This is a genomic window from Gemmata sp. SH-PL17 (genome assembly GCF_001610855.1).
Taxonomy (GTDB): Bacteria; Planctomycetota; Planctomycetia; order Gemmatales; family Gemmataceae; genus Gemmata; species Gemmata massiliana.
In genome coordinates this window covers 538,322-560,539 of record NZ_CP011271.1, presented here as the reverse complement: position 1 = coordinate 560,539, position 22,218 = coordinate 538,322, and the positions used below count along the sequence as shown (strand labels likewise).

17 protein-coding genes and 2 rRNA genes are annotated in these 22,218 nt (G+C 61.1%); 6 read left to right on the top strand and 13 right to left on the bottom strand.

Annotated features, from left to right (window positions below; genetic code table 11):
* Window positions 1–158: 158 nt before the first annotated feature.
* From rrf to VT84_RS42085, 6 genes are all read right to left on the bottom strand, one after another.
* Window positions 159–266 (bottom strand): 5S ribosomal RNA (gene rrf, locus VT84_RS02210).
* Between the two features lie 155 nt (window positions 267–421).
* Window positions 422–3,177, bottom strand: a 23S ribosomal RNA gene (locus tag VT84_RS02205).
* 1,309 nt (window positions 3,178–4,486) lie between these two features.
* Window positions 4,487–5,800, bottom strand: coding sequence for a xylose isomerase (gene xylA / locus VT84_RS02200; protein ID WP_082838339.1), 1,314 nt, complete (start codon window positions 5,798–5,800; stop codon window positions 4,487–4,489).
* A 637-nt stretch (window positions 5,801–6,437) separates the two neighbouring features.
* Window positions 6,438–7,358 carry a hypothetical protein gene (locus VT84_RS37960; protein ID WP_157469109.1) on the bottom strand — a complete coding sequence of 307 codons (921 nt, stop codon included), beginning with the start codon at window positions 7,356–7,358 and terminating at the stop codon, window positions 6,438–6,440.
* A gap of 204 nt (window positions 7,359–7,562) precedes the next feature.
* The gene (locus VT84_RS42090; protein WP_410000365.1) at window positions 7,563–8,129 is read right to left on the bottom strand and encodes an IS630 family transposase; all 567 of its coding nucleotides are present in this window, start codon (window positions 8,127–8,129) and stop codon (window positions 7,563–7,565) included.
* Complete coding sequence (locus tag VT84_RS42085; RefSeq protein ID WP_052552795.1) at window positions 8,107–8,631, bottom strand: helix-turn-helix domain-containing protein; 525 nt, start codon at window positions 8,629–8,631, stop codon at window positions 8,107–8,109. The genes VT84_RS42090 and VT84_RS42085 overlap by 23 nt, the downstream gene beginning before the upstream one ends.
* 197 nt (window positions 8,632–8,828) lie before the next feature.
* On the opposite strand from VT84_RS42085, the gene VT84_RS02185 reads away from it, so the two are divergent.
* Complete coding sequence (locus tag VT84_RS02185; RefSeq protein ID WP_082838337.1) at window positions 8,829–9,203, top strand: rhodanese-like domain-containing protein; 375 nt, start codon at window positions 8,829–8,831, stop codon at window positions 9,201–9,203.
* Window positions 9,204–9,210: 7 nt separating this feature from the next.
* On the opposite strand, the gene VT84_RS02180 is transcribed toward VT84_RS02185, so the two are convergent.
* Window positions 9,211–10,437, bottom strand: a complete 1,227-nt coding sequence (locus VT84_RS02180) for a PQQ-binding-like beta-propeller repeat protein (protein ID WP_082838336.1) — start codon at window positions 10,435–10,437, stop codon at window positions 9,211–9,213.
* A gap of 99 nt (window positions 10,438–10,536) precedes the next feature.
* Between VT84_RS02180 and VT84_RS02175 the strand changes: the two genes are divergently transcribed.
* Together VT84_RS02175 and VT84_RS02170 are read left to right on the top strand one after the other, a co-directional pair.
* Window positions 10,537–11,502, top strand: coding sequence for a GNAT family N-acetyltransferase (locus VT84_RS02175; protein ID WP_082838335.1), 966 nt, complete (start codon window positions 10,537–10,539; stop codon window positions 11,500–11,502).
* Window positions 11,503–11,554: 52 nt separating this feature from the next.
* Entirely contained in the window at window positions 11,555–12,181 is a 627-nt protein-coding gene (locus VT84_RS02170) for a redoxin domain-containing protein (protein WP_082838334.1), read from the top strand.
* A 15-nt stretch (window positions 12,182–12,196) separates the two neighbouring features.
* Here VT84_RS02170 and VT84_RS02165 read toward each other — a convergent pair whose 3' ends face one another.
* Entirely contained in the window at window positions 12,197–12,508 is a 312-nt protein-coding gene (locus VT84_RS02165) for a hypothetical protein (RefSeq protein WP_082838333.1), read from the bottom strand.
* A 213-nt stretch (window positions 12,509–12,721) separates the two neighbouring features.
* On the bottom strand, window positions 12,722–13,294 hold the full coding sequence (locus VT84_RS02160; protein ID WP_204249706.1) for a tRNA (cytidine(34)-2'-O)-methyltransferase: 573 nt from the start codon (window positions 13,292–13,294) through the stop codon (window positions 12,722–12,724).
* Window positions 13,295–13,452: 158 nt separating this feature from the next.
* Here VT84_RS02160 and VT84_RS02155 point away from each other — a divergent pair, with 158 nt between their 5' ends.
* Together VT84_RS02155 and VT84_RS02150 are read left to right on the top strand one after the other, a co-directional pair.
* Window positions 13,453–15,873 carry an FtsK/SpoIIIE family DNA translocase gene (locus VT84_RS02155; protein ID WP_082838331.1) on the top strand — a complete coding sequence of 807 codons (2,421 nt, stop codon included), beginning with the start codon at window positions 13,453–13,455 and terminating at the stop codon, window positions 15,871–15,873.
* A 125-nt stretch (window positions 15,874–15,998) separates the two neighbouring features.
* Window positions 15,999–16,466: a VOC family protein gene (locus VT84_RS02150; RefSeq protein WP_052561125.1), complete on the top strand. Its 468-nt coding sequence runs from the start codon at window positions 15,999–16,001 to the stop codon at window positions 16,464–16,466.
* 55 nt (window positions 16,467–16,521) lie between these two features.
* Here VT84_RS02150 and VT84_RS39425 read toward each other — a convergent pair whose 3' ends face one another.
* From VT84_RS39425 to VT84_RS02130, 4 genes are all read right to left on the bottom strand, one after another.
* On the bottom strand, window positions 16,522–16,881 hold the full coding sequence (locus VT84_RS39425) for a VanZ family protein (RefSeq protein WP_162271563.1): 360 nt from the start codon (window positions 16,879–16,881) through the stop codon (window positions 16,522–16,524).
* A 329-nt stretch (window positions 16,882–17,210) separates the two neighbouring features.
* Entirely contained in the window at window positions 17,211–18,278 is a 1,068-nt protein-coding gene (locus VT84_RS02140; protein ID WP_082838329.1) for a protein arginine kinase, read from the bottom strand.
* A gap of 95 nt (window positions 18,279–18,373) precedes the next feature.
* Complete coding sequence (locus tag VT84_RS02135) at window positions 18,374–18,859, bottom strand: UvrB/UvrC motif-containing protein (RefSeq protein ID WP_082838328.1); 486 nt, start codon at window positions 18,857–18,859, stop codon at window positions 18,374–18,376.
* 48 nt (window positions 18,860–18,907) lie between these two features.
* Window positions 18,908–19,378: a UvrB/UvrC motif-containing protein gene (locus tag VT84_RS02130; protein ID WP_052561121.1), complete on the bottom strand. Its 471-nt coding sequence runs from the start codon at window positions 19,376–19,378 to the stop codon at window positions 18,908–18,910.
* 712 nt (window positions 19,379–20,090) lie between these two features.
* Here VT84_RS02130 and VT84_RS02125 point away from each other — a divergent pair.
* Entirely contained in the window at window positions 20,091–21,989 is a 1,899-nt protein-coding gene (locus tag VT84_RS02125; protein ID WP_082838327.1) for a hypothetical protein, read from the top strand.
* The last annotated feature ends 229 nt before the right edge of the window (window positions 21,990–22,218 follow it).

Here is a 22,218-nt window from a genome sequence, read left to right as displayed (position 1 = left end):
GACAACAACCCGCACCTCTCAGCTATCGCTACCGACTTGTCAAAGATCAGCTCTATCTAACCGCCGAAGCGAGTCAGACAGTTCACTCCAGAGAGTGTATTACAGATCAGTCACTTCGTCCACTCTCGTGTCGAGGACCGATCGGAATTTCAAAAAGTAGCCGGCGATACCTACTCTCGCGCTGGACGCACTACCATCGGCCCCGAGCGTTTCACGGCCGTGTTCGGAATGGGAACGGGTGTTTCCGCTCGGGTCTGGTCACCGGCAAGCTGCTTCAAATCTACTTGAAGTCGCTGGGGGCGAGGTTCGGTCGCCCGGTGACCCCAGTGTGACCCGGGGTCGTTGTATCGTTGTCAACGTGGTGAAGCAGTTAGTCGCACTGTGCCGCATGACATGCGACACGAGCGAGGAAGCGAGCAATGCGGCCAAGCGCTCGGCTGTTAGTACCGGTTAGCTGAGTGTGTTACCACACTTACACGTCCGGCCTATCGACCTCGTAGTCTACGAGGAGCCTTCGCTTGCGCGGGATACCTGATCTTGGGGGAAGTTTCACGCTTATATGCCTTCAGCGTTTATCCCGTCCACACGTGACTACCCAGCGGTACGGCTAGCGCCATAACTGGAACATCAGAGGTGTGTCCCTCCCAGTCCTCTCGTACTAGGGAGAAAGCCCCGCAAGTATCCTCCGCCCACAGCAGATAGGGACCGACCTGTCTCACGACGGTCTAAACCCAGCTCACGTACCACTTTCATCGGCGAACAGCCGAACCCTTGGGAGCTTCTCCACCCCCAGGATGTGATGAGCCGACATCGAGGTGCCAAACCTCCTCGCCGCTATGAACGCTCAGAGGAGATAAGCCTGTTATCCCCGGAGTACCTTTTATCTGTTGAGCGATGGCCCTTCCATCCGGGACCACCGGATCACTAAGGCCGACTTTCGTCCCTGCTCGTCCCATCGGACTCGCAGTCAAGCACCCTTCTACCTTTACGCTCGATGCCCGATTGCCAACCGGGCTGAGGGTACCTTTGCACTCCTCCGTTACCTTTTAGGAGGAGATCGCCCCAATCAAACTGCCCACTTAGCACGGTCCCTGGTGCTACACACACCAGGTTAGAATTCAAACACGGCAAGGGTGGTGTTTCATCGCCGACTCCCCACGCACCGAGATGCGCGGTTCATAGTCTCCCACCTACACTACGCATGCCGGGTCTAAACCCAATACCAAGCTGCAGTTAAGGTTCACGGGGTCTTTCCGTCTAGCTGCGGGTATGTCGCATCTTCACGACAACTACAATTTCACCGAGTCTCTCGTGGAGACAGTGTTCCGGTCGTTACGCCATTCATGCAGGTCGGAACTTACCCGACAAGGAACTTCGCTACCTTAGGACCGTCATAGTTACGGCCGCCGTTTACTGGAGCTTCGGTTGCGAGCTTCACCTTACGGCTAACCCTCTCCCTTAACTTACCAGCACCGGGCAGGCGTCAGTCTGTATACCGCGGCTTGCGCCTTCGCACAGACCTGTGTTTTTAGTAAACAGTCGCCAGAACCTTTTCACTGCGGCCCCCTTGCGGGGGCACTCCTTTTCCCGAAGTTACGGAGTTAAATTGCAGAGTTCCTTCACGAGAGTTCTCTCGAGCGCCTTAGAATATTCATCTCACCTACCTGTGTCGGTTTTAGTACGGTTTCTCGCACGGTTTTCTCGGCCGGTCCGCGGTGGATATCGGGGTCTTAAGTGCCCTGAGGCAATCTGATCAGCCTACACCACCTTGAACCGGCGTCCCGTGTTGTGCGAGGAGCGCAGGAATATTAACCTGCTCCCCATCCGCTACGCCTTTCGGCCTCGCGTTAGGCACCGGCTAACCCTGGGCGGATTTACCTTCCCCAGGAAACCTTAGGTTTACGGCGAACGGGATTCTCACCCGTTTTATCGTCTACTCATTCCGGCATAATCACTTGCATGCGCTCCAGGGCTCGTTGCCCGTACCCCTTCGCCGCACACGCAACGCTCTCCTACCGTGCATTGCTGCACCCACCGCTTCGGTGTCGTACTTGAGTCCCGTTCATTATCGGCGCAGGACTCCTCGACCAGTCCGCTATTACGCGTTGTTTAAATGGTGGCTGCTTCTAAGCCAACATCCTGGCTGTCTCGGGAATCCAACTTCCTTTCGCACTGAGTACGACTTCGGGACCTTAGCGGGTGATCTGGGTTGTTCCCCTCTCGACGATGAAGCTTATCCCCCACCGTCTAGCTGCCCGGACTGGTACACTGGTATTCGGAGTTTGGCTTCGACGGGTAGCCGGGTAGGCCCCCGTTCGAAATCAGTCGCTCTACCCCCAGCGTCAACTATCCGAACGCTAACCCTAAAGTTATTTCGGAGAGAACGAGCTATCTCCACGTTTGATTAGACTTTCACTCCCCCACACAGCTCATCCCATCGGTTTTCAACCCAAATGAGTTCGGTCCTCCATGAGGTGTTACCCCCACTTCATCCTGGCCATGCGTAGGTCACGTGGTTTCGCGTCTACCGCACCCAACTTAGCGCCCGTTTGAGACTCGCTTTCGCTTCGGCTCCGGGCCAGAGGCCCTTAACCTGGCTGGTTACGGTAAGTCGCCGGATCATTATGCAAAAGGCACGCGGTCACCCGTTCCCGTGAGGGCATAGGGCTCCCACCGCTTGTAGGCATGTGGTTTCAGGTTCAGTGTCCTCCCCTTATCGGGGTTCTTCCCATCTTTCGCTCGCGCTACTTGTTCGCTATCGGTCACCAGAGAGTATTTAGCCTTGCGGGATGGACCCCGCCGATTCGGACTCACTTTCACGTGTTGAGTCCTACTCAGGATACCGCTCGGCCCTTGCTCCTGTCACGTACGGGACTTTCACCCTCTGTGGCGGGTCATTCCAGACCCTTTCGTTAGGAACTCGGGATCCTAAATGCGGTCCTACAACCCCACGGTGTTACCCGTGGTTTGGGCTGTTCCGCGTTCGCTCGCCGCTACTGACGGAATCGAGGTTTCTTTCTCCTCCTCCAGGTACTGAGATGTTTCAGTTCCCTGGGTTCGCTCGGGTACTCCGGGATCAAAGCTCGTTTGACAGCTCCCCCGGACTTTTCGCAGTCTTCCACGCCCTTTCGCCTTCTGGTGCCAAGACATCCCCCACACGCCCTTACTAGCTTGGCCGCATTGCTCGCTCCCCCGCTACGTCGCCGCAACAGAGCAACAAGCACTCTTCCAGCTAGCATCGTCCCGAGTCACTTGGGTGCGACCCGGGCTGACGATTCATTTCTCACTTCTAAGGCTCGTGTCTTGTCTTTGCATTGTCATGCACTCGGCCACCACCCACACCGGACGAACCGGCCCTCGCGGGCCGACACAATCCGCCGCCAGTGGCACCGAACAGATGCAACTAACTTGCTTCACCACGTTGTCAAAGATCGATCTCGCGAGCGGCCAAACCGCTCGCAGCTTTTGGGCAATCAGTGCCGGCCCGTTAAGGCCCGCCCGATCACCCGAGTGGTCCACTCGCCCTGTCGAGCGACGCGAACCAAATACCAACTCGAACAACCGGCCCCAACTCTTCTCTTTCTCACACCCACTCGCGACTCATCGTCGCTCAGTGAATGTTATCAGCAGCGACCCGATCGCCAACCCTATTTTCTTTCGCAACCCCTTGCAGGCGTTGCACTTGCGTCACTGCTGCGAAGTTAACTTACCGCGACCCCCGCCACCCGTCAACCGCCCCGAAAAAACTTTCTCGCAGATCCCACCGAACTCTCTTTGATCCCAGCGATTCCGGCGGCCAAAATTCGCACTTGAGTCAAAAATCACTCGCCGCGAACCCATTCGAGCAACCAGAACTCAGCCCGATCACGCACCCAACCAAACAACACTCAGCCCGATCGAGCTAACCAATGTAACTTTTTCCGGTTGGGAAGCAAAACGTCCCACTCGCCCGTACTCGCGGGCGCCACCTGCCCTGGTTCTAGGGGTGCTGGTTCACCGACCGACGCGGGACACGCGGTCCCGCCAAAACAAACCCACTTCGCTGGGAAGACTGAGGTATAGGGACTCGAACAGAGGTTGCCAAGATTAGCGCATCAGAGATTGGGGCAAGAACTGAGCAAAGACTTTCGCAGTCATAGTTTCGGATCGCGAGTTAAATTTCACATTTTCCATTTGTCCGAACCAAAATTCGCCCCGAATGGCGGTCATTTTCACGAATCCGTACACCGTTCCGCTTCCCGCAGTCCCGTTTTAAACCGGATCGAGCGGCAGAACGCGCGATGGTATTGCGATTCTGGGCATCGCCGCCAGAAGTGTATTCTCAGTAAGACTTAACGCCGGGAATTTATCAAAAATGCCGAATGCGTTTGCGCCGATCAGAAACATCGTGCCCAGCGATTCCTGAACGATTCAGGAAAGCGAAACGAAGCGCGAGATTTCCCTTGGGGCCGCGAGCAGGATACTCGCGGCCCCAAGGGAAGATGCGTTACCGCAGGTAGCGATTCAGCACATTTTCGATGAACTCCTGGCGTCCGGAGACGTTCGGGGCCGCGTCACCCTTCTTCAGCATGTACGCTTCAAGCTCCTCGAACTTCACCTTACCGCCCTCAATGTCCGCACCGATGCCGGTGTCCCAGGACGAATATCGCTGCTTCATGATGTCCTTCAGCGCACCGTCCCGGCGGATGGCGGCGGCGATCTTCAAGCCGTGGGCGAACGCATCCATCCCCCCAATGTGGGCGTGGAACAGGTCCACCGGCTCGAAACTGTCGCGGCGCACCTTCGCGTCGAAATTCATCCCGCCGGCCCCGATGCCGCCCTGGTTCAGCACGATGAGCATCACCTGCGCGGTCACGTACAGGTCCGTCGGGAACTGGTCCGTGTCCCAACCCAAGAGCGCATCGCCGCGGTTCGCGTCGATCGAGCCGAGCATCCCGTTGATGCTCGCGTACTCGAGTTCGTGGCCCATCGTGTGGCGCGCGAGCGTCGCGTGGTTCGTCTCGACGTTGAACTTGAACTCCTTCTCTAACCCGTTGGCGCGTAAGAACGCCAGCGAGTGGGCGCAGTCGAAATCGTACTGGTGACTGGTCGGCTCGTGCGGCTTCGGCTCGATCAGGAACGGACCGGTGAACCCGATCTTCTTCTTGTACTCGACCGCCATGTGGAAGAACTTCGCGAGGTGGTCGAGTTCGCGCTTCAGGTCGGTGTTCCAGAGGGTCATGTACCCCTCGCGCCCGCCCCAGAACACGTAGTTCTCGCCGCTAAGTTCCTTCGTCACTTCGAGCGCTTTCTTCACCTGTGCCGCGGAGTACGCGAACACGTCCGCGTTGCAGCTCGTGCTGGCGCCGTGAACGAATCGCTTGTTGCTGAACAGGTTCGCGGTGCCCCACAGGAGTTTGATCCCGGTGCGCCCCTGCGCCTCCTTGAGCTTCTTCACCACGGAATCGAGAATCTTATTTGTTTCCGTGAGATTCGCGCCTTCGGGTGCGATGTCGCGATCGTGGAAACAGTAGTACGGTACACCGAGCTTTTCCATGAACTCGAACGCGACGTCCACGCGCTTGAGTGCCATTTCGGGCGAGTCGGTGCCGTCCTCCCACGGCCGGACCGCGCACCCCGGGCCGAACGGGTCGCCGCCGGTACCGCGGAACGTGTGCCAGTAGCTCACCGCGAACCGCAGGTGGTCGCGCATCGACTTACCTTCGACGATCTCGTCCGGGTTGTAGTGCCGGTACGCGAGCGGGTTCGTGCTGTCCGGTCCCTCGTACTTGATTTTCGGGACGTCCGGGAAGAACGACATGGGTTCGCCTTGAGAGTGGGAAAGGGTTGGAGTTGAGGTCGTGATGTGAGCGTAGCGGTTCGCGGCGAGAGCGGGTAGGATTGATGCGGCGGCTTCCCGGTTATCACTTCATCTCATTGAGGGAAATGCCGTGTCCGAGCCCCCGGGGTTCCCCATACCGCCCGACGACCGCCGGTTTCTCGCGCGTGTCGAGCGCAGCCGGTCGCCACCGCCCCCGCGCCCCAATCGCGCGACCCACCGGAGCGCGGGCGAACGAGCGTTGCGGCCGGTCTGTTGCTTCGCGGGTACATGTTGCGAAACAGACCGATTCGGCCTCCCCTTCCGAAGCCCACTCCAAAACAACATGGACCACACTGGACGACAGCGATTGCGTGTACGGCATTCGCGGCAACATTGATTCCGCTCGAACTTATCTATTTTATGACGTGCCGCCCGGAACTGTACGGTCGGCGATGGCGAGCACGACTGATTTCGCCGCGAGACGTTCAACGGGTCGTATTCCTTCGATCTTTACCCGTAGCAACGTTACTCAACCGCCTCCGCGTGTGACCGTGCGGGCCGCTGATTGTCAGCGGCCCGCGTTCGTTTGTGGCTGGCGCCTGTCTGATGATTATGAGCCGGCCAATTCAAATTCAGCTTAACCGGGATAAATGCCGGGCTGATCATACTGGAATGGCCCTGTTCCATTAACGGTAACCACGAGTCCGGGCACGCCCATAACGGTCATGCCGTTTGGCTCAATAAGCGGCGGAGCGGATTCAGGCCGCCCGATCGCAAGCTTGATTCCCTTCAGTAGAAGCTCTTGAATCCGAAATGCTTTACCCGAAGCTTTCGTAATGCCATCCGGATCGAGCGCTAGGCCACCGTGACTAATGCTACATCGGAGTTGATACAGAGACTTATATTCCTTCCGGTCAACTCGCAACGTTTCCTCCATGTAGCGACGAATTGATTGCACCGTCTTCGGTCCAACCGTCGGCTTAGCACAATGCGGGCACAACCCCACTTCGCCTCGGCACTCGGCACACTGCCACGGGCCGTTCGTCGTGGGTGCTAAGCACTCGAGACCAATCCAGTGGCAGAGAACTTGATGGATCGAATTTGGTGCGGCATTTCCGGTCAAGAACCACCCAATCGCAAGCTCTACTGAGGGAGGCAAATCACCGTCCAAGAGGGCATTATCAGGTTGCACGTGGGTTCGATACCCGATCTTGTACTCTTCAAGAGAGATTCCAGGCGGACACCCTGGAAACAAAATTGCCTCGGCCCCCTGCATCTCAGTTATGCCCGTAGTGACAACGCGAGCAGAAAATACTTGGAACGGGTGGAGAAGTGAAAAGGAGAGTCGAGAAAGGACTTTCCCCAGCCGACGAAATGCCACGGCATGATCCCCTGAACCAAGATCGCCCTCGGAATCGGTCTCAAGGAGAATCGCCGGGACTTGGACGTTGGGTTGTGGCTCGGCAACTACAGCTCTGATTCGTACTCCAGACGCGAGCGAGATAGGGGCAGGAATCGATAGAGATGGTGTGGCCCACACTTGCACCAGAACACTCATCGGGCGAACTCCTATGTGAGAAGACAAGGAGTAGAAGATGATATCCTTCGGTACTCGAAGGTTCACGTTCTCGCCCATTCGCTATTGCCCAGCAGTTTAACAAGCGACGCCGCAATGCGATCCTCATTTCAATACCATCATGATTTACACTCTGCCAATCTATTCAACAATTGCGACCCGCGAACGACAACAGGACGTTATGCTTTACGCGCCCAGGAGTGACACATTGTTCCAGGTCTGGAAGTTGTGGGCCAACAGAGTCGCCAGTTTCTCTCGATGTTTGGTCGGCAGATCCGCGAGGCACCCGTCGATGGCACTCTGGAACCTCTTGAAGTCCTGATGGTGCCGACTGTTGAGCACGTCCTTCTTCACGAACTTCCACAGGCGCTCGATCAAGTTCAGGTTCGGCGAGTACGACGGCAGGAACAGCAGCTCGATCCCCAACTGCTTGGCCGCGTCCTGCACCAACACGCACCGCTGATACCGGGCGTTGTCCAGCACCAACGTGACGGGCACCGAGCCCGCCCGGCGCGCGATCGTGTGAAGCAACGCGCACACCGACGTGGCGGTGATGTACGTCGTGTTGATCTCCGTCACCAGTTCGTGCGTGACCGCGTTCAGCGCGCCCAGCACGTTGTACCGCTGCCGACCACTTGCCGCGCGCACGTGCAACCGCACGAAGCACCACACCCAACCCAGGAACGACGCCAATACGAAGTGCGACGCATCCACGAAGTACACCGACCGCTTACCGCTCCGCGCCTCCGCCAACTTCGGTTCCAGGTCCGCCTTTTAAAAAGTCCGCCTGCGCTCGGGCGTGTTCCTCGATCGTCTTCTTGGGCGGGACCGGGATCGGTGCCACCTTCAAGCACTTCATCCCCAGGTCGTCCTTGAGGAATTTGCGCACCCGCGACACTTTTCGTCGGACGCCCGTCAGCTCCTCGATCCGCCGCGCCGCCTCGTGAGCCGTGTGAGGCGGGTGCTTGCGGAACTCCTGTTCGATCGTTGCCGCGTGTGGCGTCAGGGCACTGGGTTGTCCCTTCCACCCGAACGACCGAATCCCATCGAGGCCCTTCGCCGCGAAGATGTGCAAGGTCCGCTGAACCGTGGACCGGGACACGTTGGCGAGTTCGGCGATGCGCCCGTGCGACTCGTTCTTGCTCTTGAGCCACAGGATCTCCATGCGCTCCTGAACGCGCGGGTCCGGGTGCCCGTACCGATCGCGCACAATCGCTTCGACAACCGACTCGGGGAACGAGTACGTGGGACGCATGGAGCCTCTCCCGGTAACGGATTACGGTGAGCACCGATCTTCCGCTACAGCACCAGGCTCCTCAAGGATAAATTGTGTCACTCCAGGGTACGCTGAGAATAAATGCGATTTTGCGTGACACGGCACGAGCGGGGACTATACGAGTTGGTGAGCGGCAGAGATCGTAGCAATCCGAACTTCGCGTAAGGAGCATTCTCGTGGCCAAGCAACACGCACCCGGGTTCCTGAAGATCGTGACCGATGCGAAGACGCGCGTGAAAGAATGCACGATCGACGACGTGCGTGCGCGTCAAGCAACGGGCGAGACGTTCACACTTGTGGACGTGCGAGAAGAGAGCGAGTTTGCTGCCGGGCACATCCCGGGCGCGGTTCACTTGGGTAAGGGTGTCATCGAACGCGACATTGAGGGGAAGATTCCCGACCCCACAACGCCGCTCGTACTGTACTGCGGGGGCGGATTCCGGTCTGCGCTCGCGGCCGACGCGATTCAGCAGATGGGTTACACGAACGTCATCAGCATGGACGGCGGCTGGCGCGCGTGGACCGAAAAGGGGCTTCCCACAGAGAAGTAACCCCGCCCTATTTCTTCAGGCTCACGCAGACGAGTGTTTTGCCGTCGCGGGCGTAGAACAGGCCGTTCGCGAGCGCCGGGGCCGGGCGAGTCGGTTTCGTGAGGAGGGGCGAACGGGCGTGCTCCTTGTAGCCGTCGGGTGAAGCGGCGAACCGCACTAGTTCGCCGTTTTCGTTCAGCGCGAGCAACCCGCCATCCACCGCGATCAGGGACGCGACGCCGAACTTCGCCTCGCTCCACTTGACCTCACCGGTCTTCCACTCGATGCACCGCATTTGCGCGTTGCCGACATCGGAACGACCGTGCGTACCGTACAGGTAATCACCGACGCGGACCGACGTGTTGTATTGGCTCGATAGCGACTTATCGCTCGACCACACGTCGGTCACTTCACCCTTCTGCGTCTTCAGCAGAACGGCGCCGGTGGCATACGACACCGTGAGGAAAATTTCGTCCTTCCACACGACCGGCGTCGCGGCCTGCACGCTGTTGTTGTCGCGCGGGCGCCAGGCGAAGTCGTACAGCGATTTGCCGGTGGTCGGGTCGAGGACGCGCAAACCCGCGCGCGTGAGGAACACGGCGGCCGGTTGGCCGTCGATCTCTGCGGTCGTGGGCGACGAGTAACTGGCGCCGTCGTCGGTCGATTTCCAGATCTCCTTTCCGTCGGCCGCGTTGAAGCACACGATACCCGCACCTTTGGCCCCAACGTTCACGAATACCTTCTTTTGCGTCACGAGCGGCGAGCACGCGACCCCAAAAAAGCCCTTCGCTGGTTTGTAATCGTCTACCAAGTTGCGCGCCCAAACTTTCTTGCCGGTCGCGAGTTCCACCGCGGTCAAATCGCCATTGGCCCCCAGTGCGAACACGGTTCCGTCAACGATCGTGGGTGTTGCCCGAGGGCCGTTATCAAAGTCGAAGTCATCACGGTACTTCGTGCGGTACGCGACCTTCCATTTCTCCTTGCCCGTAACGGGATTAAAGCACGCAATTACTTCCTCGTCGTCAACGCGATGAAAGAGAATGAGGTTGTCGCCACTGACGACCGGACCCGCCCATCCGCTACCGACGTCCACCTTCCACACCAACGGTATGCCCATTTTGGGCCAGTCCCAGTTGAGCTTGGTTTCGGCCGCGTGCCCGTCGCGGGCCGGGCCGTGGAGTTGGGGCCAATCGCCGGCGGGTACGGGGGGTGTAAAAACGAGCGTGAGGAAAAGGCAGAAAACAAAGCGAAGCATGGGACGCTCCGTTGGCTTGCGGGGCCGTGGCTCCCCCTATAGTATTGCGTAATCCGTCCACCGCCGCCGTTCCTCCCCGGCGGACCGCGAGAGCCGTCCGTGATTGCCTTTCGTCGATTTCGCAACACTGATCCGCCGGCCCTCGCCGACGTGTGGAACGAGTCGCACACGGCCCGCGGCAGTTTCCCGCTGCGCACGCCCGCGCTGCTCGAACGGTGGGTGTTCTCCAAGCCGTACTTCGATCACGACGGGCTGATCGTTGCTTACGACGAAGCGGACAACAACCGTATCGTCGGCTACGCGCTGGCCGGATTCGGCCCGAACGAGGAACTCAGCGCGCTCGATTATTCGCACGGCGTCATCTGTTCGGTCGCAGTGCGCCCCGGGGTCGGTCGGAAGCGGATCGGCACCGATCTCGTGCGGAAGTGCGAAGAATACCTGACCAAACGCGGCGCAACGACCCTCCGCGCTGGCCCGGTGTGGCCCTACTGCCCGTTCGGGTTCGGACTGTACGGCGGCACGAACTGCCCCGGCTTCCTCGCCTCGGACCCCGGCGCGGACCCGTTCTTTCGGTCACTCGGCTACGAACCGGCCGGCACCACGCTCGTGTTCCAGAAGAAACTGGACTCCCCGCTGTCGATCCCGGACGCGCGGTTCAGCATGCTGCGTAAGCGGTACGAAACACAGGTGATGCGTGCCGCGGGGGTGCCGAGCTGGTGGCACGAGTGCGTTTGGGGCACGCTGGACCCGGTCGAGTTCCGCGTGGTCGACAAGCTCGCGAGCAACTTCATCGCGGCCCGCGCGATCGTGTGGGAACTCGAAGGGTACGGCTGGCGCTGGGGGTTCCCGTCGGCCGGCATCCTCGACGTGCAGGTGCGCCAGGACTTGCGAAAGCAGGGACTCGCCAAGCTTTTGGTCTCACAAATCCTGCGGTTCCTACAGGACCAGTTCTTCGGCATCTGCGAGTTCCACGCCCCAGCCGATCAACCCGCCCTCGTCGGCCTCTGCCGCTCCTCGACGCTCGAACACGTAGATACCGGAACGACGTATCTGAAGAAGGTGTGATGCCCCTTCGCTCCGCGAACGGGCGCGGCTCACCAACAATGCGAGGGCATTCATGACGCTCTTCACGCGATTCCTCTTCGCTGTGCTTTCGTGCGCGCTAGTGACCGCGCCCATCAACGCCGGGAAGTACAACAAGAAGCTCAACATCGGCGACGCGGCCCCGACCTGGGAGAAACTCGAAGGCACGGACGGCAAGAAGCACGCGATCACGGACTGGAAAGATAAGGATGTGCTCGTTGTGGTGTTCACCTGCAACAGTTGCATCGTTGCCGAGGGCTACGAAGATCGGCTGATCGCGTTCGCAGCGGAATGCAACAAGGCCGGCAGCAAAGTGGGGTTCGTGGCGATCAACGTGAATACCGGTAAAGCGGATGCGCTGCCTGCCATGAAAGAGCGCGCCACCAAGAAGAAGTTCGGCTTCACGTACCTGTACGACCCGTCACAGAAGACCGCGCTCGCCTACGGCGCGATGTTCACACCAGAGTGCTTCGTGCTGAACAAAGACCGCAAGGTGGTTTACATGGGTGCGTTCGATGACAAGCCGAGCGGCGAACCGAAAGTGAAATTCGTTGAGGAAGCCGTGAAGGGCGCTCGTGCGGGCAAGGCGGTAGCGCCCGCCGAAACCCCTGCCGCGGCGGGCTGCAAAATTCGGTTCGACAAGAAGGATGACGACGAGTAAACGAGCGGAACGCGGTCATTCCGCGTTCTGGACCTCACACTCGGTGGTCATGAGCGGACTTTCGCTGAGCGTGATTTCCTGGAAGCGCAAGCCCGAAGAGTCGTAGAAGATGATGCGCCCGTCGTCACTCGACCACACGGCACTCGTTCGCAACAAGCGCGGCCCTTGAACGTGGAACACGAGCCCGCACACTCGTCCGCCGCGTTTGAGCGGCGTGCGGAATAGCGGGGCCTGGGCGGGATCGAGCGCATCCTTATCGCACAACACCGAGTGAACGAATTCGGCCAGGTCTTCAACGGCCGAGAACGCAACCACCTCGCGAGCCATCCGCACCTCATTCAAGCAGCAAACGCGACGATCGGGTGCGTAACTGAAAGCAAAAGACCGGGGCGAACAGTCTAAGTTCTTTTGCCTTCAGATCCGCGTTCCGAGCGTCGCGCTCCGAATTTTTATCGCTCCGCCTATCCAAACGTTTTGCGGGCACCGTGTCACGCTGAACACGTCCGAACGTTCCCACAACTCAATAAATCTGGTCCGGTTCTACCACCCGTGCTGCCGGCGCAGAGCGTCGTAAAGAACGATCCCAACGGCCGTCGCGAGGTTGAGGCTACGCACGGCTCCGGTCGGCATCGGAATGCCAATCAACCGCTCGGCGAAGCGCTCGCGCACCGAGTGCGGTAAACCGCTCGATTCGCTCCCGAATAACAGACAGTCACCATCGACGAAATCGGCCCGCGTGTACAGTTTTTCGTTGGGTGTTTCCACACACCAGATACGAGGAAATGCAGACGACCTCTCCCCAACCCCTCCCCTAAGAAGGGAGGGGCTTAAAACCGCCGAGGGTTCTGCTCCCCCTTCCTTTTTAGGGAAGGGGGCCGGGGGGTTAGGCTGCCCTTCGCCGTACAGCGCCCGCTCGAAGTCCTCGAACGTGACGTGACGCACCACATCGACCGCGGGCCAGTAATCAAGCCCCGCGCGCCGCAGCGATCGGTCATCAAGCCGAAAACCGAGGCGCCCGATCAGGTGCAGTCGCGTGCCGGTCGCGGCGCACAATCTCGCAATGTTCCCGGTGTTGGGCGGAATCTCCGGTTCCCACAGCGCGACGTGCAACACGCGACTCCTCCGATTGTTCCGGCCGTGCGTGTTGTATCGGCAGATCCGCGTCCCGAACATAAAATCCGGCCGCCCCGGGCGCGATCTCGGGTTCAGAGCGCGCGTCCCACGAATGACAATGTGGGTTGTGCAGTGCGCGCGGCTTCGGGGTGGGACGAATGACGGAAAAGAACGCACCTTCGGTTCAGTCGTGGCGGGTCGATGCGCTCGTCATCACGCTCCTGACGGTGGGCATTTTGTTGACAGTTGCGGTCGGGTCGTCCCGCGCCCTGACCTCCGAACCGAATCTCTTCGGTTCGTGGGGCGAAATCGCAGCCGGGTGGCTCCTCGATCCGCTCGGTTGGGCGGCGCTCGCGCTCCTCACGGGTTGGTTCGCAGTGGCCGTGCTCCTCATCGTGAATCGCTCCCTTATTCGGCTCTCCTCGCGCGTCCTCGGCTGGAGCCTCGTCACAACCGCGGCCGCGACCGGTGTTGACTGGTTCAGTTTGGGGCTGCGCGCACCGACGGTCGCCGGGCGCGGTGGGTCGGTCGGCGCGTATCTGCGGTTCGGACTCGAGGATGCGACCGAGCCGAGCATCGCCCTGGCGGTAATAGCGCTGTCTGCTCTCGTCGGCTTGGTGCTCGTGGCCGACCGAATCGTGGTCTCTTTCGCGCGCGTGAGCGGGGTTGTGCTTCACGCGATGTGGCGCGGCGCGGTGTGGATCAATGATCGCGTTGCGGACGGAATGGAAACCATCATTACCCGCATCGTAAGGGTGGTAAAGGCTGTTGGGCACAGTGTGCTAAGCCTGACGAAAAGCGTTCTCTCGGTCATCCCGGTACGAAAAACTGCTTCGTCTGCGGTCCCCACGATGTCCGTCGCACCGATCACAAAAATTGCCTCAGTCTCCGTTTCTACAGCAACACCCGCTCCTATGCGCTCGCCGATCCCACCTGAACCGTCCCTCGAAACGGGGGAAGAAGACACAACCCCAGAGACGCACCCCGAAGACATCCCGATTCACGTTCATACGGGGCCAAAACTCGCACCTCTTCTGCGTGCGGTCCCTCCGCCGGACGAACCGCTCTCGAACATCGAGTACGAGCTTCCGCCGCTCTCACTGCTCAACGACCCGGAGCCGTTCCCGGTCGAGGATCATGAGCAGAAACTGCGCGAAATGGCCGTTCTGCTTGAGAAAACGTTTCAGGACTTCGGTCTTAACGTGAAGGTGGTTGGTATTCACACCGGCCCGGTCATTACGCAATACGAGATCACGCTCGAAACCGGCATGCGACTCAACAAGGTCACCACGCTGGCCGACGACCTCGCGCTCAACCTCCGGGTCGCGAGCGTGCGGGTCGTGGCCCCACTGCCGGGACGCAACACCGTCGGCATCGAGGTGCCGAACGAGATCCGCCAAACGGTGCAACTCAAGGAACTCGTCGGCGCACTCGCCCCCACGCCGAAAGTGGGCAAATTCAAGCTCCCGCTCTTCATCGGCAAAGACGTCGAGGGGCGCCCGCTGGCGTTCGATCTCGCGACGATGCCACACTTGCTCATTGCGGGTAGCACCGGAACCGGTAAATCGGTGTGTTTGAACACCATCATCGTGAGCCTGCTCCTCACGCGGCGACCGGACGAGTGCCGGATGGTCCTCATCGACCCCAAGAAGGTCGAACTGAGCGACTACGCCCAGATCCCGCACCTGATGACCCCCGTAGTGAAGGACGAAAAGAAGGCCGACGCGATCCTCGCCTGGGCCGTGGACAAAATGGAGGAGCGGTACGAGTGGCTGCACCGCGCCCGGGTGCGAAACATTGCTTCGTACAACGAGTTACCGTTCGAGGAGATCGCCCGTCGCGTCAACCCGGACAGCGAGGACGAACTGCGGGCGATCCCGCGGAAAATGCCGTACATCGTCATCGTCATCGACGAGGTCGGCGACCTGATGATGAAGATGAAGAAGGAAATCGAAGGGAACATCATCCTGCTCGCGCAGAAGTCGCGTGCGGCCGGTATTCACCTGATCCTCGCGACCCAGAAACCGACCGTGGACGTCGTGACCGGCCTCATCAAGTCGAACATGCCGGCGCGCATCTGTTTCCGCGTTACGAACCGGTCCGACAGCGCCGTGGTGCTCGACGAAAAGGGCGGCGAACGGCTGCTCGGAAAGGGCGATATGCTGTTCCTTCAGACCGGCGTGCTGACCCGCGCACAAGGCGCGTTCGTCGAGGACCAGGAGATCGAGCGCGTGACGGGTGCGATCGCCACCGACACGCCCTCTTACGACAGCGAACTGCTCAACCTCAAGACCCGCGACCAGGTGGAAGCCGGGAACAGCGGGGGCGAGGTGGGCGAGAAGCTCCGCGAACGTGACCCGGTCTACGAGCAAGCGGTGGAGATCGTCATTCGCGAACAGCGCGGCAGCACGTCGCTCCTACAACGCGCACTGGGAATCGGTTACGGCAAAGCGTCGCGGTTGATCGACTACATGGCTGAAGACGGCATCGTCGGCGGCTTCAACGGTAGCAACGCGCGCCAGGTGCTCGTTTCGCCCGACGAGTGGGAGGCGCGCAAGCGAGCGGTTCCGGCCGTGTGATCTGGTGCGATCGCACCTCTGCTCCCGAGTCGCAGGAGCGGCAACGTGGCCAAATCTGGCCTTGCGTACACATTGACAAGTGACTACCTTCCGGGTGGTTTCACTCACCCGAAGGAGTCCGCGCGATGCCCGTCAATTTCGTTCCGGCCGGCTACCACACAATCGTTCCGTACATCACGGTTCGCGGGGCAGCCAAGGCTCTGGCGTTCTACAAGCAGGCGTTCGGCGCGACCGAAATCATGCGGTTCGACGGACCGGGCGGCAGCGTCGCGCACGCCGAAATCGAGATCGGCGGCTCGCGCGTGATGCTCGGCGACGAAATGCCCGAATGGGGCAACCGCGGACCGGAATCGCTCGGCGGCACCAGCGGCGGACTGTGTGTCTACCTACCGAACGTGGACGAAGCGATCGCCCGCGCGGTCGAGGCCGGCGCGAAGGTCTTCAAGCCGGTTCAGGACCAGTTCTACGGTGACCGCTCCGGCACCGTCACCGACCCGTTCGGTCACGTCTGGACGCTCGCCACACACATCGAAGACGTGTCCATCGAAGAAATGCAACGGCGCTGCGCGGAGTTCATGAAGAGCGCGGCCTGACACAATCAGCAGCAATAAGAGAGGCGAAGACGGGCCATTCGCCTCGTACTACTCGCTACTCGCCAACCCCTTTCGCCCTTCGTCCACCACTCACCGCGAGCCACGTCAGCAAGCCCAAGCCGATCCCCACCCAATCGATAATCACGTCGCGCACGCTGCCGGTGCGATTGGGCACAAACGTCTGGCCGATCTCAGTCGCGATGCCGTGTAGTGCGAGTAAGCCCACGAAGTACCAACGCCAGTAACGTGGGAGCGGGAGCGTCGTCGCAAGCACCGTGAGGAACGCATACGCGCCCGCATGGAGCAATTTCGCGGCGTAAAACTTCCAGTCGCCGAGGCGTCCCCCCAACGATTCGGGGATCGGGGTCGGTTCGAGCAGCTTCCACGTCCAGAGGCCGAGGAACAGCGCGAACACGAGGAAATGAAGGCGACCATCTCGCGCAGAACCTACACCGCCCCCCCTCTCTGCGGTTGGTACTGTCTTCAACGCCTCCCCAACCCCTCCCCTAAGCGGAGAGGGGCTTAAAACCACCGTGGATTGCTTCACGCCTGTTGTGTTTGGCTCTGTCCCCCCTTCCTTCGCCGCCGGTCCGCGAGAAGCTCCGCTGACAGGACCGGCGAGAACAGAAGCGAAGGGGGTTAGGGGGGTAGGTTGCCTTTGCTCTTCCCCCCCCTTCCCTTCAGGGAGGGGGGATGGGGGGGTAGGCTCTGCGCGAGGAAAATCCATAAACCCTGATTCCGCCTTCACTTATGCGAACCGAGTTCGCGGAGTTTGGTCTTCAGGTACTTCGCGCGAGCGGAGTTGCGTTCCTCACCGTCGAGGTTGTGCCCGGCGAGCTTCTGAAGGTGGGCCGACTGCGTGTGAATGAAGAGCTGGTTGACCGCCGTAACGGGAATGCTATCAAGCAGATGCAAGTGAATACCGAGCCGGACCGCGGAGAGCAGTTCCATCGTCTCCTCGGCAGTTATCATCGTCGCACTGCCGAGCGTTCCAATGGCCCGGGCCACGCGATCGTGTTCCGCCTGTCGGCGCTCCTTCATGATCGCGTTGCGCGCCTGGCGCTCGTACTGGAGGATCGTGACGATCACCTCGCGGATCTCGCCCAGGATCTTCGCTTCGCTCTTTCCGAGCGTCACGTGGTTCGAGATCTGGTAGAGGTCACCGAACGCACGCGAACCTTCACCGTGCAGCCCACGGACCGCGAGGTTGATCTTCTGAAGGGCGCGGAACACTTTGTCGATCTGTTTCGTCAGCCCCAGCGCGGGAAGGTGCAGCATCACGCTGGCGCGCATCCCGGTACCGACGTTGGTCGGGCACGCGGTCAGGTAGCCGAACTGCATGTGGAAGGCGTAGCTGAGCCGCTGTTCCAGCGCATCATCAAGCCGGTCAATGTCTTGCCACGCCTCGTCGAGCGCGAACCCGCTGCGGAGCACTTGCAAGCGCAGGTGGTCCTCTTCGTTCACCATCACGCTGGCGGTTTCGGTCGGGTCGAACGCGACCCCACGCGGACCGTCGAGTCCGCCGGCGAGTTCGCGACTGATGAGTTGCCGCTCAACGAGGAACTGGCGGTCGAGAACCGGCATCGACGGGATATCGACGTATTCGAGTTTCAGCGCGGCGTCGGATTTGGCGAGCGCGTCTTTCGCCCGGCTAATCACTTCGGTTTTGTGAGCGTTCGTGGCGCGCGTGGCGAACGGCAGATCGGCGAGGTTGCGTGCCAGGCGGATGCGCGTGGACACGACCACGTCCGACTCGGGGCCGGTGCCGCGGAGCCATTCGCCCAGGTTGGGGAGCAGGCTGTCGAGGTTCATTGCTGGTTCCAGTTCCGAATTCCGAGTCCCGCGTTGTCAATGTCCCGGTAGCGCCCGCTTTCAGCCCTTGAAACGACCGGGAGCCAGGCTCGGAACTACGCTTCGTGCCTGCGAATCAGGTCGCGGAGCCGGGCCGCTTCTTCGTAGTTCTCTGTCGCGACCGCCGCTTGCATCTGTTTCTTCCAGTCGCGCACCCGAACCGCACGCGGCGCTTTGCCCGCGTGCTCCATCGACCGGTGGATGCGCTCCAACAGCGGTTCCAGGGTGGAACGTAGCGATTCGTAGTCGTGCGGGCAGCCGAGGCGCCCGGCGGCCTTGAACTCGGCGACCGTCATCCCGCAGATCTCGCACGCGGTCGCGACCGGCTCCGAGCGCGATTCGGCCGCACCGCCGCCCCCGGGAGCGAGCGGACTCGTGAGCAACCCGAGCAGCGCCTTCAGGTCGATCTGCGGGCCTGGCTGTTCGGGAATGAGGTTGCGTTCGCGGGCACACTGCTCGCACAGGTGCACCTCGCGCTTCTTCTTGTTCACGATGTCGGTCAGGTGAACAGTAGCCGGGTTGTCGCAGATCTGACACTTCATGCCGCACCCTGTGCGGGAATAAGCCAAGTTTGAGGCACAAACACGCAGCTATTCACTTTCCAGTTGTTTGATGCGGTCGCGGACCCGGGCCGCTTCTTCGTAGTTCTCTTCGGTCACGAGCTGCTGGAGGCGCCGGCGCAGCGCGGTGAGTTCCACCTGTGCGCTCTGCGCACGGGGCAGGCGCCGCGGCGCCTTACCGACGTGCCGAACGTCACCGTGGATGCTTTCCAGCAGCGGGAGCAGTTCGCCCTTGAACACGTCGTAGTCGTGTGCGCAGCCGAACCGCCCGTGGTTGCGAAACTCCAGGTACGAAAGCCCGCACGTTTCACACGTGGGTCCGGCGAAGACCTCTTCGCCCTCGCTCGCGTCCGCAGCCGGCCCGGGTGCGGCCTTTTTCTGCGGCTCCACGAGGTACTTTTTGGCGCAGTCTTCACACAGGTGGACTTCCTCGAACCGGTCCCCCGGGAGCACTTCGGTAATGTGGTAGGTGGCTTGCTTCGGACACCGCAGGCACTTCATGGGCCGCCCCTCCGCGTAGGGCCATTCTAACACTGGAGGCACTCATTGTCATTGGCACCCCGAAGGCGCGCGTTTGAGCCCCTCTAGTTCTACTCGCTGTTCGCGCTCGTATTCCACCTAACCAAGACTCCGTGTCTTCTAATCCAAGGTCGAGAGGCCAAGGCTCACATTTGCTAACGTTTTGGCCCCAGAAGGCCCCGAACCCAGTGACGTCGGTACGAATGACTGAGATTTCCGGTGAATCGCGCTCCCTGGCACTCCAAAAACGCCCTCGCCGAGGCTAACATTTGTTAACAACCCCTCCATTCGGCGCTCGTTTTTGCTTCAAGTACTGCCATTTCTTCGCGCTTTTGAGGCGCATTCACCACGCGCGTACCGAATTATACGCATCTAGTGTACTTAAAAACAGTAAAATTACCCTTTGGCGATCGATTTGCGTCCAACGACGGGGGTCGTTCACACTCGCAGTTCAGGAAACCAACGAGCCGCGACCGCGAGGGAGCGGGAGGCAATGCGGGTTCTTGGCACTCGCACCCAATACACAAGGTGTCTCAACCCCGCTCCCTCGCGGTCGCGGCTCGTAACACCACTACACCAAACCCGAACCAGGGCTGCAAAAGCGGTTTGGTTCCAGCCCGGAACATCTCTTGCCCCGAGCGCCTGACTCCGGTTACCTTCCGCCGCCCTTATTAGGACCGCGGAAGGCGCACTCATGATCGATCCACCGACCAACGGATTTCGCGAGCAGCCCGCGTGGCTGGTGGCCGCGGCCGTGGTGGTGGTTGCCCAGGCGGGGTTGGCGCTGGCGCTGTTCGGTCCGGCCCGCCAGTGGTCGGCCGTGACCGACGATCGCCCCATTCTCTCCGGGCGGCACCCGCTCCACCTGTACCACGGCACGCTCGGCGCCAGTGCGTTCCGCGATCACCGCACGTCCACGTGCTACGATCCGGCGTTTCAGGCCGGGTACCCCAAAACGCCCGTATTCGACGGCGGGAGCCGACCGGCAGAACTGTTCGCACTCATCGGGGGCCGCGGGTACCGCCCAGAAGCGTACAAGTTCGGCGTGTTCGCGTTCCTGCTGCTGATCCCCATCGGGTTCATCGCCGCTGCACGCGGCGCGGGGTTACCCGCGGGGGCGGCCGTTTTCACGGGCTGTTTCGGTGTGCTGCTCGGGTGGTGCCCGGCCGTGCGGTTCATGCTGGAAGAGGGACAACTGGACCTGCTCGGGGCGGGGTTGGCGGCGGCGGTGTTCGTTCCCTGGCTCGGGCGCTACGCAAGAAGCCCCGGCCCCGAATCGTTCCTCGTGCTCGCGGGGCTGGCTCTCATCGGTTGGTACGCGCACCCGCTGGTGTGGCTCGGGCTGTTCCCGATCGTGCTCGTCTTCTATCTCGTTTTCGCGCCTCAACACGGACCGGGCTGGCACCTCGGGCTCGCCGGGATCACCTCGGCCGGGATCGTGCCGAACGCCTGGTGGCTGGTGGATTGGGGCAAATACTGGTGGCTGCGGCAACCGGCGGCCGAGGACCACATCCCGTTACCGGGGTGGCTGGCGATCCTGGGCGAACCCGGCGATTACGCGAACTTGTGTTCCGGACTTCCCGGGGGGCCGGTCGTTCCGCTGGTCGCGGTCGGCGGATTGGTGCTGGTGTGGGCCGCGGGGCACCGCGCCGCGGCGTGGCTCGCCTTCGTTGCCGCGGCGCTCACGATACTCATCGCGCGAGTCTCGGCGGCGTGGCCGCGGGTGCCCGTGGACGTACCCGGGCGCGTGGCCCCGCTCGCGCTCGCGTTCCTGGTGCCGACGGCCGCGTTCGGCGTGTGGGAAATTCTGCGCCGCGCGCACGTTGCCAAACTCGGGTCGGTTCTCGTCGCGGTGGTACTTCTGGTCGTTGGATGGGCGGACGGTCCCGGCGCGCCGCTCGCGCACATGGCCGGCGTTCACACCCCGCCGTTCGTGCTCGGGTTCACCGCGGAACAGCAGCAACTGATCGCGACGATCGACCTGCACACCGCGCCCAAAGCGCGCATCTTGTGGGACGACGCGGAAGCGCGCCCCGGGCGGAGTTGGTCCGCACTGTTGCCGATTTACACGAACCGAGCGTACCTGGGCGGCCTCGATACCGAATCGGAAATCGAACACGGCCACTGCGCGCTGTGCGACCAGCGACTCAACGGCCGGCCGCTCAACGAGTGGACCGACGTGGAACTGACCAAGTTCTGCGACTGGTACAACGTGGGCTGGGTGGTGTGCCGCGCGGGTGGCACCGCCGAGCGGTGGGGGAAGTACCCCGCCGCGAAAGCCGTCGCGCGCCTCAGTGAGGGCGGGCAGCCGGTTGTGCTCTTCGAGATCAGTCGCACCCCCACATTCGTCCTCAGTGGGACCGCGACCTGGACCTCGGCCGACACGAAGCGAATCGTACTGACCGACGTGCGCCCCAACCAAGACGGCTACGTCGACCTCAGCCTGCACGTCTTCGAGGGGCTGCGCGTTTACCCCAGTTACGTGAAAATTGACTCGCTCCCCGACCCGACCGGGCGCGACCCCATTAACCACATCCGCCTCAAAACCCCCGGTCCCGTTCCCCGCATCACGCTCGTGTGGGAACACCCCTGACCGGCGGTCGAAAGCCGTAAAGTCGCCAGGTCGAAAATCGTCGACCGACCGCGTCGTTTTTTTTGCTTGTGGCACAGGCCTCTGGCCTGTGGAGGCGCTTGCACAGGCCAGAGGCCCGTGCCACCGAACCAAAGCCCGAATCTATCAAGTCAACTATTAGACTTTCCGACCTGCGACCGGACGACTTCCGACGGCCCGAAGCGATGACTTTCGACCCGAAACGCACATT

What these genes read in the sequence shown, in the direction of transcription:
- xylA (WP_082838339.1), bottom strand. Translation starts at nt 5,800, where the DNA reads ATGTCGTTCTTCCCGGACGTCCCGAAAATCAAGTACGAGGGACCGGAC.
- VT84_RS37960 (WP_157469109.1), bottom strand. Translation starts at nt 7,358, where the DNA reads ATGAGTGTTCTGGTGCAAGTGTGGGCCACACCATCTCTATCGATTCCT.
- VT84_RS42085 (WP_052552795.1), bottom strand. Translation starts at nt 8,631, where the DNA reads ATGCGTCCCACGTACTCGTTCCCCGAGTCGGTTGTCGAAGCGATTGTG.
- VT84_RS02180 (WP_082838336.1), bottom strand. Translation starts at nt 10,437, where the DNA reads ATGCTTCGCTTTGTTTTCTGCCTTTTCCTCACGCTCGTTTTTACACCC.
- VT84_RS02170 (WP_082838334.1), top strand. Translation starts at nt 11,555, where the DNA reads ATGACGCTCTTCACGCGATTCCTCTTCGCTGTGCTTTCGTGCGCGCTA.
- VT84_RS02165 (WP_082838333.1), bottom strand. Translation starts at nt 12,508, where the DNA reads ATGGCTCGCGAGGTGGTTGCGTTCTCGGCCGTTGAAGACCTGGCCGAA.
- VT84_RS02155 (WP_082838331.1), top strand. Translation starts at nt 13,453, where the DNA reads ATGACGGAAAAGAACGCACCTTCGGTTCAGTCGTGGCGGGTCGATGCG.
- VT84_RS02150 (WP_052561125.1), top strand. Translation starts at nt 15,999, where the DNA reads ATGCCCGTCAATTTCGTTCCGGCCGGCTACCACACAATCGTTCCGTAC.
- VT84_RS02140 (WP_082838329.1), bottom strand. Translation starts at nt 18,278, where the DNA reads ATGAACCTCGACAGCCTGCTCCCCAACCTGGGCGAATGGCTCCGCGGC.
- VT84_RS02135 (WP_082838328.1), bottom strand. Translation starts at nt 18,859, where the DNA reads ATGAAGTGTCAGATCTGCGACAACCCGGCTACTGTTCACCTGACCGAC.
- VT84_RS02130 (WP_052561121.1), bottom strand. Translation starts at nt 19,378, where the DNA reads ATGAAGTGCCTGCGGTGTCCGAAGCAAGCCACCTACCACATTACCGAA.
- VT84_RS02125 (WP_082838327.1), top strand. Translation starts at nt 20,091, where the DNA reads ATGATCGATCCACCGACCAACGGATTTCGCGAGCAGCCCGCGTGGCTG.